16 protein-coding genes and 1 tRNA gene are annotated in these 15,765 nt (G+C 44.2%); 11 read left to right on the plus strand and 6 right to left on the minus strand.

Annotated features, from left to right (window positions below):
- The first annotated feature begins 64 nt into the window (after positions 1-64).
- A complete protein-coding gene (locus tag NCI00_RS01475) occupies positions 65-1,657 on the plus strand; it encodes a hypothetical protein (RefSeq protein ID WP_253524243.1) in 1,593 nt (530 codons plus the stop codon).
- A 102-nt stretch (positions 1,658-1,759) separates the two neighbouring features.
- Positions 1,760-2,548, plus strand: a complete 789-nt coding sequence (locus NCI00_RS01480) for a Rossmann-like and DUF2520 domain-containing protein (protein WP_253524245.1) — start codon at positions 1,760-1,762, stop codon at positions 2,546-2,548.
- Between the two features lie 7 nt (positions 2,549-2,555).
- On the opposite strand, the gene NCI00_RS01485 is transcribed toward NCI00_RS01480, so the two are convergent.
- Both NCI00_RS01485 and NCI00_RS01490 read right to left on the minus strand, forming a co-directional pair.
- Positions 2,556-3,083 (minus strand): CvpA family protein, encoded by a 528-nt coding sequence (locus NCI00_RS01485; protein WP_253524247.1) that lies wholly within the window; start codon positions 3,081-3,083, stop codon positions 2,556-2,558.
- 8 nt (positions 3,084-3,091) lie between these two features.
- On the minus strand, positions 3,092-3,538 hold the full coding sequence (locus tag NCI00_RS01490) for a GatB/YqeY domain-containing protein (RefSeq protein WP_253524249.1): 447 nt from the start codon (positions 3,536-3,538) through the stop codon (positions 3,092-3,094).
- A 136-nt stretch (positions 3,539-3,674) separates the two neighbouring features.
- Here NCI00_RS01490 and NCI00_RS01495 point away from each other — a divergent pair.
- From NCI00_RS01495 to NCI00_RS01505, 3 genes are all read left to right on the plus strand, one after another.
- Positions 3,675-3,751: transfer RNA gene (locus NCI00_RS01495), tRNA-His, on the plus strand.
- A gap of 161 nt (positions 3,752-3,912) precedes the next feature.
- Entirely contained in the window at positions 3,913-4,578 is a 666-nt protein-coding gene (locus NCI00_RS01500) for a carotenoid biosynthesis protein (RefSeq protein ID WP_253524251.1), read from the plus strand.
- A gap of 173 nt (positions 4,579-4,751) precedes the next feature.
- Complete coding sequence (locus tag NCI00_RS01505) at positions 4,752-5,627, plus strand: MerR family transcriptional regulator (protein ID WP_166561600.1); 876 nt, start codon at positions 4,752-4,754, stop codon at positions 5,625-5,627.
- On the opposite strand, the gene rfaD is transcribed toward NCI00_RS01505, so the two are convergent.
- Positions 5,624-6,589 (minus strand): ADP-glyceromanno-heptose 6-epimerase, encoded by a 966-nt coding sequence (gene rfaD / locus NCI00_RS01510; protein ID WP_166561599.1) that lies wholly within the window; start codon positions 6,587-6,589, stop codon positions 5,624-5,626. The two genes, NCI00_RS01505 and rfaD, sit on opposite strands and share 4 nt — an antisense overlap.
- 266 nt (positions 6,590-6,855) lie before the next feature.
- Here rfaD and NCI00_RS01515 point away from each other — a divergent pair, with 266 nt between their 5' ends.
- Genes NCI00_RS01515 through lpxB form a run of 3 tightly spaced genes read left to right on the plus strand, consistent with a single transcriptional unit; the run spans position 6,856 to position 10,166 of the window.
- On the plus strand, positions 6,856-7,275 hold the full coding sequence (locus NCI00_RS01515) for a 6-pyruvoyl trahydropterin synthase family protein (protein WP_253524254.1): 420 nt from the start codon (positions 6,856-6,858) through the stop codon (positions 7,273-7,275).
- 42 nt (positions 7,276-7,317) lie between these two features.
- Positions 7,318-9,051, plus strand: coding sequence for a hypothetical protein (locus tag NCI00_RS01520; RefSeq protein ID WP_253524256.1), 1,734 nt, complete (start codon positions 7,318-7,320; stop codon positions 9,049-9,051).
- A complete protein-coding gene (gene lpxB, locus NCI00_RS01525; protein WP_253524258.1) occupies positions 9,048-10,166 on the plus strand; it encodes a lipid-A-disaccharide synthase in 1,119 nt (372 codons plus the stop codon). The genes NCI00_RS01520 and lpxB overlap by 4 nt, the downstream gene beginning before the upstream one ends.
- 16 nt (positions 10,167-10,182) lie before the next feature.
- On the opposite strand, the gene NCI00_RS01530 is transcribed toward lpxB, so the two are convergent.
- The gene (locus NCI00_RS01530; RefSeq protein ID WP_253524260.1) at positions 10,183-10,722 is read right to left on the minus strand and encodes a DinB family protein; all 540 of its coding nucleotides are present in this window, start codon (positions 10,720-10,722) and stop codon (positions 10,183-10,185) included.
- Positions 10,723-10,747: 25 nt separating this feature from the next.
- A complete protein-coding gene (locus NCI00_RS01535) occupies positions 10,748-11,302 on the minus strand; it encodes a hypothetical protein (RefSeq protein WP_253524262.1) in 555 nt (184 codons plus the stop codon).
- 379 nt (positions 11,303-11,681) lie between these two features.
- Here NCI00_RS01535 and NCI00_RS01540 point away from each other — a divergent pair, with 379 nt between their 5' ends.
- From NCI00_RS01540 to NCI00_RS01550, 3 genes are read left to right on the plus strand one after another with little or no spacing between them, the layout of a single operon-like run.
- Positions 11,682-13,028: an APC family permease gene (locus NCI00_RS01540; protein ID WP_166561593.1), complete on the plus strand. Its 1,347-nt coding sequence runs from the start codon at positions 11,682-11,684 to the stop codon at positions 13,026-13,028.
- Positions 13,029-13,084: 56 nt separating this feature from the next.
- A complete protein-coding gene (locus NCI00_RS01545; RefSeq protein WP_166561592.1) occupies positions 13,085-13,312 on the plus strand; it encodes a hypothetical protein in 228 nt (75 codons plus the stop codon).
- 39 nt (positions 13,313-13,351) lie between these two features.
- On the plus strand, positions 13,352-13,753 hold the full coding sequence (locus tag NCI00_RS01550; protein ID WP_253524265.1) for a PIN domain-containing protein: 402 nt from the start codon (positions 13,352-13,354) through the stop codon (positions 13,751-13,753).
- 109 nt (positions 13,754-13,862) lie between these two features.
- On the opposite strand, the gene NCI00_RS01555 is transcribed toward NCI00_RS01550, so the two are convergent.
- A complete protein-coding gene (locus NCI00_RS01555; protein WP_253524267.1) occupies positions 13,863-15,761 on the minus strand; it encodes a DNA methyltransferase in 1,899 nt (632 codons plus the stop codon).
- Positions 15,762-15,765 lie beyond the last annotated feature (4 nt).

A 15,765-nucleotide genomic window follows, 5' to 3' on the forward strand; every position in this document is an offset into this window, starting at 1 on the left:
AATTATTCGTTGCATTGGCAACCATACACAAAAAACTAAGCGCGGTTGCGCACCAAAACAAACAATGAAACCCGAGAAATTTGACGAAGCTATACGCCGAAAGTTAGAAGGGATTCAACCCAGTTTTCAGGATGAAGATTGGGCGAAATTTAAGGCGTTCAAAAACACCCATGCACCCGTTTCGTTTGTACAGCGATTCGGGCGCTCGATGCTCTACACGGCGGCCAGCGTGGCGGCGGCAGTGATGGTATTCGCGAATGTGTACCAATACCGACAAAATCGGCAGTTAGACCAACAGGTTGCCAAATTAAAAACGCAGCTCGGTCAAAAACAAGATGCCCCCGTGCGAACTTCGACGCGGGTCGATACGGTATATATTACCAAATACATTTCTGTCGAATCTAACCAACCTCAACCTGACGCCTATGCCCAAACTTTACCTCAATCGAATGAAAATGAACTGTCGAACGATGGCATAGCTCCTGAGGATGCCGCGCCCATCGCTGGAGGACTAAAAAATGTCGGCAAAATTATTCGGCAAAATCCTAATGAACGCATCAGCGAAGCCTTTGAGCGGCCGACAAATGCTGACCCAGCTGCAACGGAAACCAAAGAATCAACTTCAACGCTGGAAAATGAAACACCTGCCAAACCCGTGAGAAATGCGCTCAAAGTGAAAAATACAAACAGCACATTTTCGAAAGAAACCGTAGGCAGCTCTCCACGAACGTTGAAATCACAAACAACGGTGGCGCAGTCGGGCAGCGTGAACAACTCAAAAAACGCCCCAAAACTGCAACAATCAGGCATCATCAATGAGGCTACTGAACCAACAACGCCTGTTGAGACCGCCAACAACGCAGTGACCAGCCAAATTGAGCTGTCACCATTGGAGCCAAATCAAGCCGAAGAATTGGACGGAGTACAACCCGCCGAAATTCACGTAAAACGCTACGCTTATGCGGCATTACAGAGCAAATCGGCTAATAGTACAAACACAAATGAGGCAAAGACCACGCCCCCTCCACCGTCCATTTCGTTACGGAATGTCCGCTTCCGCGTGGGAGGAGGTTTAAATATCGGCGATAAATACACGGGATACGGCCTCATGACGAGTGTTTTATTGGGTAAATACTGGAGCCTTGACGTGGGTCTTGCCAAGGCAAAAATCACAGGTCCGCAGTATTTTACGGAAGATATTTTTAAGGCAAAAACAGGACGTCCGTTCCAAACGTGGCACAAAGCCGACGATGTACGTCCCCCTTTGATGCCTCCGCAAGTGTTTGACATCAAGACCGACGTCACCCTTGTACGCCTTCCCATCAGCCTTACGTACCGTTGGCCAATCAAGGATGGCTTTACGCTTCTTTTCTCTGGAGGCACCAACCTCAATCTATCGGCTCAGCAGCGCTATCGTTTTTCTTATAAAGAACGCAACGATGAATTTAAGGAAAAGGAAGGTAATTTCAGTATCAAACCAGCGGTTTCCAATGACATCATGATTGCCACGGGAGTTGAAAAACAGTGGCGGAGCTTGGCTTTTCAGGTGGAAGCCTACGCGGCTCCTTACCTCCAAAAACCTGCCTATCTTACCGATAACCGTAACCTTGGGGTACGATTTAAAATTTTGTATCAGTTTGGCAAAAAACAAATCTAAGTACGTATTTCCTGCCTAATCAACCCAAAGACCCGTCTGGCTACGTAGCCGACGGGTAATTTTTTTATCTTTGACGGTCACTCTGTTTTCCTGTAACTTACTATGCGAATTTCATTTGTCGGGGCTGGCAACGTAGCCTGGCATTTAGCACAGGCGCTTGAACATGCCGGCCACCATATTGTAGAGGTTTTCAGTCGCGATACCCGCAACGCCCGCCGTCTGGTCAATAAATTGTATGACACGACGGTAGCCCCTGATTTGGACTTTGCCGAAAGTGCCGCCGAGCTCATCATTTTGGCCGTGGCCGACGACGCACTCGACGAGGTCATGCAGCGTCTGGTGTTGCCAGAAGAGTGCATCCTTGTGCACACCTCAGGTACCAAAACCTTGGAAGAACTTGAACGTTTGGTTGGTATTTATAGCGATGTTCCTGCCCATACGGGAGTTTTTTATCCGCTTCAGACCTTCAGCAGAGAAGTACCTATTCAGTTTACGGAAGTACCGCTTTGCGTTGAAGCCACTGAGCCTGCTACTGAATCCATCCTCATTAAATTGGCGCAAGACCTCAGCAACGTGGTGTATATCATGAGCTCCGAAGAAAGGGCCATTATGCACGTGGCGGCGGTGTTTGCTTGCAACTTCACCAACCATCTTTTTGCCATTTCAAAACGAATGCTAGACGCCGAGCATCTGGAATTCGATTTGTTGAAACCCCTCATTCGTGAAACCGTCCGAAAAGCCCTGGAAGCCCCCGATCCCGCCATGGTCCAGACTGGCCCAGCGCGGCGTGGTGATCATCAAATCATCGAACGACATTTGGACTACCTTGAGCGCTACCCCGCTTATCAGGGTTTATATGAAGTATTGACCGAGAGTATCATGAAAAAGTAGACGCGCGTTAAGCATCCCCTCTTCCCCATTCGCGAATCAAATTTCCACCCACTGGAATCCAGTCTGAGATTACACTGATGATTTGGGGCGCAATAGGAACGGTATAATCATACAGAAAGCTTTCCATGCGGTACTTGGGTGGTATCTGAATGCCTACGGTGCTCAATAGCCAAAAGAAAACACTGATGCCAAACACCCAAGTAAAGATACCCACGGCCGCCCCCGCAAGGTTGTCGAGGGTACCCAGCAAAGTATAACGTAGCATAGAGCGCATCGAATACCCTAGGCGATTGACCATAAAAACGGTCGGGAAGAAAATAACGGAAAAACCAACAAAAGGCAGGAAGCGCCTTACCAACTCTGCGGTAAGATAAGGCGCCAGCAGGTCGGTTCCGAAGCGCAAAAACTTAAAGCCTACAATCATGGCTATCACAAAGGCAGCCACTCCCACAATTTCAATCAGGAGACCTTTGCGATAGCCATTAAACGCTCCCCAAGCAAGGGGAATAATAATCAATAAATCTAATGTGTTCATTCGAAAACTTAGGCCAACAAACTCTTCACTAACGTCTGCACTACCTTTCCGTCGGTTTGCCCAGCCAGCTCTTTCATAGCGAGGCCCATTACTTTGCCCATATCAGATGGCGCTTTTGCGCCTACGCGGTCAATAATTTCCTGAAGTTTGGCTTTTACCTCATCGTCGGTGAGTTGTTTTGGCAAATATTTTTCAATGACCGCAATTTCAGCGATTTCTTTTTCAAGCAAATCAGGACGGTTTTGCTGCTCATATATGGCGGCAGAGTCGCGGCGTTGTTTAGCGGCCTTCGTCAGCAGCTTCAATTCATCATCGGCGCTGATTCCATTGGCTCCTTCTTTGGTTTCTTCCAATAAAATTAACGACTTAATAGCCCTTAATGCCCGCAGCGTATCCTGATTTTTGTCGCGCATGGCTTGTTTGATGTCTTCGTCTATGCGTTGTTTGAGTGACATATCTATTTGTAAATTAGAATATTAGGAATTTAGCACGTTTTTTACGCACTATAATTCATTCGCAAATCTACAAAAAAACGCGGTAAGGCTTGGATTATTTAAAAGGAGTTTGCTATCTTTGCAGCCTGAAAACACGGAGGTTGTAGCTCAGTTGGTTAGAGCGTCGGATTGTGGTTCCGAAGGCCGCGGGTTCGAGCCCCGTCTTCCTCCCCAAATAAAATTTTCAGATTGTGGTTGCGAAAGCCACGGGTTCGAGTCGCAGCGGCGAACCGTCCCGTCTTCCTCCCTTCTAAAAAATCCTGGTGCGTTGCACCGGGATTTTTTGTTTTGTATATTTCTAAAAACATTTTCCCCTTCTATCGGTTCAAAATGGTATGTATTCTTATTTAAGCCAACTTCGCTCTCCAGCTGGCCAACGCGTTATTTTTATTGTGTTGCCACTCATGCACTTAGCCGGTTTTATCGGATTACAGTGTCCGCCAACGCAAGCGGTTTTTAAAGCACTGGTCCCTTTTCACCTGCTGAGTTCATTGGGGCTGTTGCTACTTTTTCATACCGACTGGAACAAAAATATGTTTATTTTTTGCGCAGTAGCTTACTTTGTTGGATTTACGATTGAAGCTTTGGGCGTGCATACGGGTCTTATTTTCGGTCAATACCATTATGGCGCAACCTTGGGTTGGAAATTTATCGAAATTCCCTTGGTAATCGGTGCCAATTGGCTTGTACTTATCTATTGCGCGGGAGTGGTGGCAAATACTTGGAGTCAAACCCCATTGGTCAAAACACTCCTTGCGGCAACGGTAGTGGTGGCGCTGGATATTTTAATTGAACCCGTTGCCATCCGATTGGATTTCTGGCAGTGGACAAACAATACTGTGCCTCTACAAAATTATGTAGCTTGGTATGTTGTTGCGTTTGGTCTATTGTGGTTATTTTACAAACTTCCATTTCACAAACAAAACCGATTGGCGGGATTATTGCTAATCTGCCAATTTGCTTTTTTTCTATCCCATAACGTTACTTATTTTATTGAATAACAACTATTTAAAAACATTTTTAAGCACAGGTAGTTCTATAAATGGCCTTAATATTTAGTACTTTAAAGACATTATTGACAACCACTATCGCCTTTTCAGTCATTATTAAAACTACTTTTTAGCTCAATTGTGGACGCAGCTATCAATCACTTTGGTAAATTTTAAAGCAGACGATGAGCAACTATTCTATCCGAGATTTAGAACAACTTTCAGGAATCAAAGCGCATACATTGCGAATTTGGGAGCAACGCTATAATATTATCCAGCCCAAACGTACGGATACCAACATCCGTATGTACGACGACCACGACCTTAAATTAGTCCTCAATATCTCGTTGCTTAAAGACCACGGGTTCAAAATATCTGAGATTTCGAAATTACCACTTGACGAAATGGCCAAGGAGGTCATTGCCATTTCGGACAAAAAATTAAATTATCCTGACCAAATTCACGCCCTTACCATTTCAATGATTGATTTGGACGAAGAGCGTTTTGAGAAAATCATCAGTACCAATTTTCTGCAATTTGGGTTTGAGAATACAATGCTCAATATTATTTATCCTTTTTTGAGCCGTGTCGGAACCCTCTGGATGACTGGCTCAATCGGGCCTGCCCAAGAACACTTCATGAGCAACCTCATTCGCCAAAAAGTAATTGTGGCCATTGATGGGCAGGTGATTAAACACCGGCCAGACGTTAAGAAGTTTTTGTTGTATTTACCAGAAGGAGAATTGCACGAAATCGGGCTGCTTTTTGCTACCTACGTGATTCGTTCGCGCAACCATAAAGTGATTTATCTGGGGCAGACGCTACCTTTCAATGAATTGGTTTTTGCCCACGAGGTACACAAGCCCGATTTTATTTTCTCTATACTTACTTCAGTGCCTGCCAACGAAGAGGTACAACCCTACGTTGACAGGCTATGTAGTCAGTTTCCTGAGACTCAAATTTTATTGACGGGTTATCAAGTAGTGGGTCAAGACATTCAAACGGGCCCCAACGCCGCTATTATCAATAAAACCGAAGATTTAGTAGATTATCTTCATTAATAGTATTTATCAACCATCAAATAATTCTGAACGTAGTCTTTCACGCCTTCTTCGAGGGTGTGGAAAGGCTTTGTATAGCCAATAGAACGGAGTTTGTTCATGTTGGCTTGGGTAAAATACTGGTATTTGTCGCGGATATCGGCGGGGGTATCCACAAAATTAATTTGGGGTTCTATGCCCATTGCCTCAAAGGTATTGGTCGCTAAGTCTACAAACGTTCGCGCTTTTCCGCTTCCCAGATTATAGATACCGGAGTTTCGACGATGGTGCATCAAAAACGAACAAACCTCTACCACGTCTTTTACGTACACAAAATCCCGCATCTGCTCCCCATCCTTAAAATCAGGATGATGAGATTTGAACAAACGCATCTGATTGGTGTCTTTGATTTGGTGATAGGCATGAAAAATAACCGAAGCCATGCGGCCTTTGTGGTATTCATTGGGCCCGTAAACGTTGAAAAACTTCAAGCCTGCCCAGAAAAAAGGCTTTTTTTCTTGCTGCAATGCCCAATTATCGAAGTCATTTTTTGACTCTCCATAAGGATTGAGCGGCTTCAATTTGGGAATCAACAGCTCATTATCGTCGTAGCCCAATTCGCCCAAACCATACGTAGCCGCCGAAGAAGCATACACAAGCGGGATTTGATAATCAATACACTTTTGCCAAATTTGCTGCGAATAGCGCACGTTCAGTTCGTCAAAGACCGCATAATCAAATTCGGTAGTATCTGTGCGGGCTCCAATGTGAAAAATAAACTCTACTTCGTAGTAATTTTGGTCTAGCCATTCAAAAAACGACTCGCGTTCGACCCGTTCCTGAATCTTTTTTCCGTCTAAATTGGGCGATTTTTCAATCTTTGAAAAATCATCAACTGCAATTATAAAATTGAAGTTTTCTTCGTTGAGCTTACTGATAAGACAGCTTCCGACAAAGCCCGCAGCCCCCGTGACAATAATCATACTGATAGCTTATGATAAGGCGTTTAACTAGTGGGTTTCAAATGGTTGGTACAGTAAAAATACCTAGTAAAATATTTACAAAGGTAGATAATAATTTGAACAAAAAAACAGTTAAAATTCGTGGAATAAATTGTATTTTTCAAATAAAAACAACTCCTTTATAAAGAACTTTCGGAAACGAGTTTTTGGTCGTAATTTTGTCGGAAATTAATACTGAAAAGTAAAGGCAGCGGGCTACTTAGCTTACTGCATATTCTTAAATTTATATGGTGTACGTAACACGTAAAGAACATTTCAACGCAGCTCACCGGGTCTACAACCCGAGTTGGTCGGATGAAAAAAACACGGAAGTATTCGGGATTTGTGCCAATCCAAACTTTCATGGGCATAATTTTGAGCTGTTAGTGACCGTCAAAGGAAAAATCAATCCCGACACTGGTTTTGTGGTAGACATGAAATTGCTGGGCAATCTGATGAAAACCGCCGTTATTGATAAAGTGGACCACCGAAATCTTAACCTAGACGTTGATTTTATGCAAGGTATCATTCCAAGTTGTGAAAACTTCATCGTGGAAATTTGGAACATTTTGGAAAAAGGGTTGGCTGAACTGGCCCCAAATACTAAACTGCATTATCTTAAATTGATTGAAACTCCCAAAAATTTTGTGGAGTATTACGGAGAATAACGTATTGTCAATCACGCTTTTTGCCAATTTAAGCCATCCATTTTGAACAAGTCCATCCTTCCTATTTCGTTCCTGACGGCCGCTTTGGTCATTGTAGGGGTTTACTTATATTATATAAATCTTTACGCAGTCAACATTCCTATCACGGACGACTATGACTTGGTCCGGGTCAAATATATGCTGTTGACCAATGAATTTTCTCTTTGGCAAAAAATACAGCTTTTGTTGGAGCCAGAAAACGACCACCGGATACTTGTGCCCCGTTCGATAGCGCTCTGCGTCTATGCCCTTAAAGGATACATTGACTACCGAACCCTCATCTGGATTGTCAATGGCAGCCTAATGGGAATCTTGGGCTTTTGGTTGATTAGTTTTATAAAAAGAGGGTTTGTGGCGTGGTACTTTATTCCAGTATTGCTCTGGTATCTTACTCCTTTTGTTTTTGATGTAACCTTATGGGGCATCAACGGAATGCAGCATACGACATTGAACCTATTGGTTTTTGCCACTTTTTATCTCTTGGCTTACCATCCTGGGGCGGTTCCGACCCTTTTTGCGTTTGTTTTGGCTTTTGCCGCCACGTTTACCAACGGCAATGGGTTCTTGGTTTTTCCAGCGGGCCTTACGATGCTGCTTTTGGCCAAAGAGCGCACCAAAAGTCTGTGGTGGAGCGTCGGCATGGTGGCGGCACTGTTGGCGTATTTTCTTAATTACAGCGTAGGACAAGCAACCAAAGTGACGATTTCGGGTGAGTTTATTCAAAATCTCATCGTTAGTTTTGCGGCTCTGTCGGGAGGATGGTTGGCGGCATTTAAAGGAGCGAATCAAGACTTTTTGCTCTGGGGAGCGTTTGGTATTGGACTGATAACCTTACTCTCACTGGTTATTTGGCTGACGCTCAACACCCTTTTTTCGCCCCCAAAACCCATCAAAAACAAGCCGTATTTTTGGGTGGGAATCTTTGTATTTTCGGTGTTAACCATTGGTATTATTGCGGTTTCGCGGGGCGGACGAGATGTGTATTCTGTATTTACCAGTCGTTATAGCCTTTATCCTTTGCACCTGCTGACGCTCGTTTATGTGATGTTGTTGGTCTGGAAACCCGTTTCGCGGGCGTGGATTTCGGGCGTGGCCACCGCCTTTGGGCTGACCTTTGCGGTGGCGAGTGTGTATCAATACCAAATCGACGTTGACGTTCGTCGACGTAGTCTCGTGGCCGACCATTATAACTGGCGACAACACCACAAACTCATTACGCATTTTCGGAGCGAATTGGCTGACTTTTTTACGCAACCCGCTTACAAAAAAGGCATCTATCGCTTTGCTGAATCGCCTTTGGCCTCAGCGGAGCCTTCCCTCGCCCAACCAGTGGATACCACTTCTCTCCAACCATTCCAACTGACATTGAACAGCACTTCAAAGCCCGTTGACTTTTTTGGACATCCACAAACAGTTTGGCAATTTACGCTTGAAAACAACGATTGTCCTCAACCGGGATTAGGTAAAGGAAATGGGGTTTTTGTTGTTCTAAAATCTCGTCAAAATACCACTTACCTGCTGCCCACGTGGCCGAGTCAGGCGGGGAAAAAGCAGTTTTTGTCCGGTGGACAACTCTATCGACCCGGTTTTAAAGTAACGCTATACAACGAGAACTTTCGACCAGACGATTATCAAATCGGCATTTTGTACTCTACCATAGAAGGAAATAAACTTCAGTATACCTCCAACGTGCTTCGGGTCGACTCCCTTCGCGCTCAACTCCTGACCCGCCCATGAAATACTACCTCATTGCGGGCGAACGCTCGGGCGACCTACACGGCAGTAACCTCATCAAAGCCATCAAACAACACGACCCCGAAGCAGAGTTTAGGGCGTGGGGCGGTGATATGATGCAGGCCGCTGGCGCAACGCTGGTGAAGCACTATGCCGAGATGGCGTTTATGGGTTTTTGGGAAGTCGCCAAGAATTTGGGTACCATCTCAGGGTTTTTGAAAGCGTGCAAAGCCGACCTCCTCTCCTATCAACCCGACGTACTGATATTGATTGATTACGCAGGTTTCAACATGCGGATGGCGCGTTTTGCTCACGAAAATGGCATCCAGACATTCTACTATATTTCCCCCAAAGTATGGGCGTGGAATCAAAACCGCGCCTTGAAACTCAAACGAAATGTTGACAAACTGTTTGTCATTTTTCCGTTTGAAAAAGCCTTCTTCAAACGTTTTGACTACGAGGTAGACTACGTCGGCAATCCACTTTTTGATGCCATTGCCGATTTTACCCCCAATCCAAATTTCTTGGCCGAAAATAAACTCGACCCTCAAAAACCCGTCATTGCGCTATTGCCCGGCAGTCGTCGGCAGGAAGTAGAGCAAATGCTGACGCTCATGACTTCTACCAAGCCTCAGTTTTCTGAGTATCAATACGTGATTGCGGGCGTCAGCAATTTACCGAATGAACTTTATGAACCTTTTGAAAAAGAAGGAATTAAACGCGTAACGGACGACGCATACAATCTGCTTTCGGTGGCCACGGCGGCGCTGGTCACTTCGGGTACGGCTACCCTCGAAACAGCTCTTTTTGAAGTTCCGCAGGTAGTTTGCTATAAAACGGGTGCGCTCAGTTATTTGATTGCCAAAAACTTGATTCGTGTTCCTTACATTTCATTGGTCAATCTTGTGGCCGAGAAAGAAGCCGTAAAAGAACTGATTCAGAACGATTTGACATCACAAAATCTGACGGAAGAACTGCGGGCGGTGCTACCCAACGGCGCGCGCCGCGAAGCCCAACTTCAGGATTATCGACACGTAAAAGCACTTTTAGGTGAAAAAGGGGCTTCCGAAAAAACGGGGGAATTGATGGTAAAATATTTAAAAGAAGCAAAAAAATAAGGTCCACGCGATTTACTTACCCTTTCAAGATTTCCTCCAATTCGGCCTGTTGTCGCAGGTGATGCTTAAAGTGCATCTCCATGTTATGATACCACTCACGGGCATTGAGCCATCCAAAAACAGGGTGGATACATTTATATTCTCCCGCATCCCGTCCAACGGTTTCGATTAGTTTTTGGGCATCGAGTAGCACTTTTTCCAACAAAGGCCCATAGGCAGTACGCGTTTTTGCCACTGGTTCGGGCCCTTTCAGCGCCTCAGGAATTTTGATTTTAACGGGTGGAAAGCTGTTGTATTTAAAGATATTATCTCCGTATTTGTTTTTTTCTCCGCCCAATTGACCTTTGCGCTGCTCAAGACAGCGCAGGGTATTGGCCAAAAAGAAAAAATTAGAGGTGAGCACTAAATGCTCGTACATCTGCCCCAACGACCACACATCTTCGGCCGATTTATGGGCAAATTGTTCGTCAGAATAGCGGTCAAGGGCTTCCTGATAGCCTTTAATGACGGTTACCAAACGTTCATAAATTTCAACGGGCGAAAGTGAGGAGGTCATGATTCAATACAAGATTTAGCAGTAATTATGCTTTAAGGTCTTTGGGCATTTTCAAGGATTTTAACAATCCATAAATAATCAGCAACACCGTGACGACAACCGAAAACCATTTAATCATTTTGAAAATTTCGCAAAAACTCGCCACGGTCATCGACTGCTCAGGGTAGCTTTTGAGCATCGTAACGATGGTAATATTCTCTAAATAATCAAATACTAAAGAGATAAACGGGAACAGGTTCACGTAAGCAAAAGGGGCGTAGGATTTCCGATAATACAGCAAAGACAAAATCACCGCAAACAAGCAAGAGTACACAATGGGGTAAACCACATCGGTGGTCATTTCAATCGTTGCGTAAAAAGCGCGCGCGGCATCCCCATATTCTTCAACCATTTGCAAGGTACGGGAAGGCGTAAATCCAATCGTCAAATCAATAGGCCCTAGGGTTTTTCCCGACAGGTGATTCATTCGAATTTCGGCATTTTTAAGAAAGTACGCTGGAAATACAATGTACAATACCAACAACAACACCAAGGTTTTCCAATTTGAAAATTGATAAAAAAACGTTGAGAGAGTTTTCATTTAGTCGTAGGTTTTGACGGTTTAACAAAAATTAAGCATCGAAAAGAGCCAAAACTCTTTATTGGCAAGAATAATCACAAAAACACTGTGCCAGACTCAACTACCAACTCGGGAGCCAATTTTGACAAATAAAACGAAAAATAGCGCATATTTTCATACGATTCTCAATAATTAGGCCCTTAAATCGAAAAATACTAGGAAAAATTACAACCAAATTTGGCCCAAAATACCGCTACTGACTGTTTTTTTAACAAGTCAAATCATACCGAAAATTATGCTGAATGGCTTTTTTTTACCAATTTAGCAACCGCCGCCCAATCTCCACCTCTGCTGACAGCCTCACTGCTAACAAAGGTGTTTTGTAACCAACCTAACTTACATGCAATCTGTTGACCCACAACCTAAAAACAACCAATTACTAAAAATCCTCGGTGTAGGTTTTGGCATCGCCGTCACCATCGGTGGTACCATCGGCACGGGTATTTTGCGCAAACCTGGCCCCATCGCCAATGCCCTCGGCGACCCATGGCTCATCATGGGTGTGTGGGTACTGGTGAGCATCTATGCACTACTAGGGGTACTGTGTACCATTGAGTTAGGAGTTACGTTTCCCAAAGCAGGCGCTTGGTACGTTTATGCAAAACGGGCCTTTGGCGGCTATGCTGGCTTTGTGGTAGGCTTCAACAGTTGGCTGGGCACGTCTTCCGCCACGGCCTTCGGGGCCTTTACCATGAGCGAATACATCGCGCTGCTTTTACCTCAAACGGCTGGGTATGAATCTTTTATGGCAGTGGGTATTTTGTTGGCCCTTGGGCTGCTCCATTGGATTGGCCTACGCACCGCCAGCCGCGCCCAAGAAATCATGAGCGTGGCCAAAGCCGTGGGCCTTTTTGCGTTTGTCGTGATTTGTTTTGTCTACGGCGACGCCGTTACGCCCACGCAAGTAGTAGAAACGACCGCCGACGCGGTGCAAAAAGGTTCTATGATTGGAGCCATTATCTTTGCGCTACAAGCCATTTTTTATACCTACGACGGCTGGCATACGGCCGCTTATTTTGCCGAAGAAGATGCCGACCCATCACGCAACCTACCCAAGTCCATGCTCGGCGGGCTGGCGCTCATTGTGGCCATTTATTTACTGGTCAACGCCGCCATTCTGTACATTTTGCCCATGCCCGTATTGCAACAATCCAAGCTCGCCGCCGCCGATGCCATTACGTTGATTTTTGGCGAGCAATCGGGCAAAATTGTAACGTTCTTTCTGATGATTTCCATTCTAGGGATTGTCAACGCACAGGTGATGTTTAACCCCCGCGTGCTCTATTCCATGGGCCGCGATGGACTGTTTATCTCGCAAGCCACCCGCGTCAATGCCGGCGGTACGCCCAGCATCGCCATGCCGTTGTCGGTTGCGATGGCCGTTTTGTTTATCGTCAGTGGCAAGGAAGCCAGCGGCAAACTTTCCGACATCGCCACGTTTTTCTTTGTCATTGGCTATACTTCGGGCTTTGCGTCGTTGTTGTACCTCCGCAAAACTGAACCCGACATTCCACGCCCTTGGAAAGTGCCCGGCTATCCCCTCATTCCGTGGATTGTGTTGATTGCTTCGTTAGCGTTTTTGATTGGGGCAGGTTTCCAAGACCCCGGCAGTAGCGTCTATGCCCTCGGCTTTCTGATACTGAGTTATCCTTTGTATTTGGGAGTGAAATGGTGGAATAAGGAGTAAAACTATATTTTGAATCAACTTTTTTGTAATTTTGATTTAACCAAAAAATTAAAGAAATGACTTTCCTGACGTTAGAAATAGAAAATGAACAGGATACCCGCTTGATTACAGAACTCGCAGAACGTCTGCATATTAAGATAAAACAACAAGTAAGCTTGACCGACTCAGATGTGGTTTCTGAAACAGAACAACAGAACCGAATGTCTATTCTTTCGGAGTTTCGGGGCAAGTTAAAGGATTATAAGGCTTATATTCCTTCTAAATCAGAGTTTTACGAACAATGAGGGTTTTTATTGACAGCACTATATTGATAGAATTTGAAAATGGGAGGCAGCCTGAACTTTTCGACACCCTGCTGGCTTCAAATCAATCATGAGTTGTTTATCAATGGAATTGTAGCAAGCGAATCTCTTTATCGGCTTCTGGGAATTTTGGGTGAAAAATCTCCTATGTCTGTCGCCAAAAGCGGCCAAATTCGCCAAACTCTTGATAAGCACCAAACGTCCAAATTACTTTCCGGTTTCAACTTTCTTAACATTTCAAAATCTGCTGTTATTCACGCAATTGACCTGATGAAAAACCACAATTTACTGCCAAATGATGCGTTGATCTTATCCACCTGTAAACTTACTACTATTGCTATTTTGGCTTCCTACGATTCTGATTTCAGAAAAGCTTGCCAAAAAGAAGGGATTAGGCTCATTAAGAGTGTAGAAGATTTATAATTCATTATCAAGTTTTATACCATTTTAGATTTAATTCTTTCCGCCCATCAACTAATGAAAGTTTATTTTGAGCCTGCGGGGGTTTAGGGGGGCGTTTTTCTGCTTTACATCACAATAAAACTACACTTTCGTCACCCGCAATATTCCTGATTTTGAGACGCAAAGGCTTTTCAGCACTTTGAATTTTGGCATCCCAAAGTACTTTCGTTTTCTTTCCGTTGAGTACCATGTAGCCCAATTTGTCAATCTTGATTTCTGCGTCACTTTTCCATGCACCGTCTGCATTTGTACAGTCTAAACTTACCCACTCAATCAATTCCAGCCCATTTTCGCTGATTTCAATTGGTTTAAATTTGCTTTTGGGCTTAGTAGTTTCCTCTTCGTCAATTGCCGTTACAACGTCCTTTTGGGATTTCCCCAATTTACGTTTTTCATTGTATTCGCTTATCTTTTGCGAGAGGCGGTCGCTGATAAATTGGGTTATTTCCACTTCAAAGCCCTCTCCCGTTTCTGTCAGTTCATAGCTTACAATATCGTCAATGACCACTTCCGAAAGCAATTCTTTTAAATCCCGAAGGTCTACCTCAATAGTGGTCGGGTTGTGATTTCTAATGAATTTTTCAATTTCCTGTGAATCGGTAATGTCCACATAATAAACCACAACGCGCTTAATGTCGGTATCTAAATCGGGCATGGCTTCGTTGAGAATACGATTCATCAACGGAATATCCAATACTTTGCTGTTGTGATCGAGTAAGTTAGGTACATAAACGGGCATTTTACCGTATTTGCTATCGCTGATGGCCCCCTCCCAAAAACTATCAAGTGCATCTTCATTGCGCAATCCTGTGATAAGGCTTTTGAGTTTATCCATCGTTTGTTGGGGATTACGGTAGAGCGACACACCATCTTTTACCTCCAACACCTCGAAGTTTGCGCCCAATGCCAGCAGTCTATCACGCGTGGTTTGAATGCTGTTGATGCCTACATCTACATGAATAAATTTGCGCCCTAATTTATGCGCTACCGCCGCCGTAACACCACTACCTCCGAAAAAATCAGCAACAACCATCCCTTCGTTACTACTTGCTTTGATGATACGTTCTAATAAAGCTTCGGGTTTTTGGGTTGAATAATCAGCATTTTCATTTGCATTACCTACGACCATGGGAATGTACCAATAATCTTCCGGTATTTTCCCTTCATCATGTGTAACTCTCTCTGTACTATTACCAGAATATTTACTACCACCTGACCCGTATTTATTTCTCTCTTTTGTTTTTTCAGAGTATTCAATTCTTACTGAATTCATATTGGCAGAATAACCTTCGTCTTTATTTTTTGCGTACCAAAATAAAGTATCATGAAGTTTAGTAAAATGTTTTTGATTACTAACAGAGGGTCTTGAATAGCACCAAACGATTTCATTAACAAAGTTATCCTCCCCAAAGACCTCATCCATCAAAATTTTCACATAGTGCCCAATATGCCAATCCAGATGCACGTAAATTGAAGCCGTTTCACTCATTACTGACTTAATCGCCAAGAGATTTTCGTACATCCAATTGAGGTAATCTTCTTTGTTCCAAATGTCACCGTACATTTTTTCTTCAAAGGCACGGAGTTCGTCCAAATCCAGTTCTTCTTCAGCTTTTTGAATCATATCGGCCACGTGCGGATTTCGACGAAGATAGACTTTTTTGGCATAATCGGCCCCCGACGCAAAAGGCGGGTCAATATAGACCAAATCTATCTTAGTGTTTTGCGATTTAAGGTACGCACAGGCACTTAGACACTCACCACGGAGGAGAACCCCACTAGTAGCTTTGTCAGACGTACCAACCGTTTCTAACTTTTCTACTTCGTACAGCGGCAAACCTCGTTTGATACGGTCGATCACGCGGTCGTTGTCGCGGTAGCGCAGCAGGCGAGCCGTACGGGTAAAATTATCCAGAATGGCTTGACCTTCAATCGTATTGGGAAAATAAGGAATATAGCTAATCGGCATGGGT

Source organism: Runella salmonicolor, assembly GCF_024158025.1.
Lineage (GTDB): Bacteria > Bacteroidota > Bacteroidia > Cytophagales > Spirosomataceae > Runella > Runella salmonicolor.

Coding starts and splice junctions, on each gene's coding strand:
- NCI00_RS01475 (WP_253524243.1), top strand. CDS start 65: ATGAAACCCGAGAAATTTGACGAAGCTATACGCCGAAAGTTAGAAGGG.
- NCI00_RS01480 (WP_253524245.1), top strand. CDS start 1,760: ATGCGAATTTCATTTGTCGGGGCTGGCAACGTAGCCTGGCATTTAGCA.
- NCI00_RS01485 (WP_253524247.1), bottom strand. CDS start 3,083: ATGAACACATTAGATTTATTGATTATTATTCCCCTTGCTTGGGGAGCG.
- NCI00_RS01490 (WP_253524249.1), bottom strand. CDS start 3,538: ATGTCACTCAAACAACGCATAGACGAAGACATCAAACAAGCCATGCGC.
- NCI00_RS01500 (WP_253524251.1), top strand. CDS start 3,913: ATGTATTCTTATTTAAGCCAACTTCGCTCTCCAGCTGGCCAACGCGTT.
- NCI00_RS01505 (WP_166561600.1), top strand. CDS start 4,752: ATGAGCAACTATTCTATCCGAGATTTAGAACAACTTTCAGGAATCAAA.
- rfaD (WP_166561599.1), bottom strand. CDS start 6,589: ATGATTATTGTCACGGGGGCTGCGGGCTTTGTCGGAAGCTGTCTTATC.
- NCI00_RS01515 (WP_253524254.1), top strand. CDS start 6,856: ATGGTGTACGTAACACGTAAAGAACATTTCAACGCAGCTCACCGGGTC.
- lpxB (WP_253524258.1), top strand. CDS start 9,048: ATGAAATACTACCTCATTGCGGGCGAACGCTCGGGCGACCTACACGGC.
- NCI00_RS01530 (WP_253524260.1), bottom strand. CDS start 10,722: ATGACCTCCTCACTTTCGCCCGTTGAAATTTATGAACGTTTGGTAACC.
- NCI00_RS01535 (WP_253524262.1), bottom strand. CDS start 11,302: ATGAAAACTCTCTCAACGTTTTTTTATCAATTTTCAAATTGGAAAACC.
- NCI00_RS01540 (WP_166561593.1), top strand. CDS start 11,682: ATGCAATCTGTTGACCCACAACCTAAAAACAACCAATTACTAAAAATC.
- NCI00_RS01545 (WP_166561592.1), top strand. CDS start 13,085: ATGACTTTCCTGACGTTAGAAATAGAAAATGAACAGGATACCCGCTTG.
- NCI00_RS01550 (WP_253524265.1), top strand. CDS start 13,352: ATGGGAGGCAGCCTGAACTTTTCGACACCCTGCTGGCTTCAAATCAAT.
- NCI00_RS01555 (WP_253524267.1), bottom strand. CDS start 15,761: ATGCCGATTAGCTATATTCCTTATTTTCCCAATACGATTGAAGGTCAA.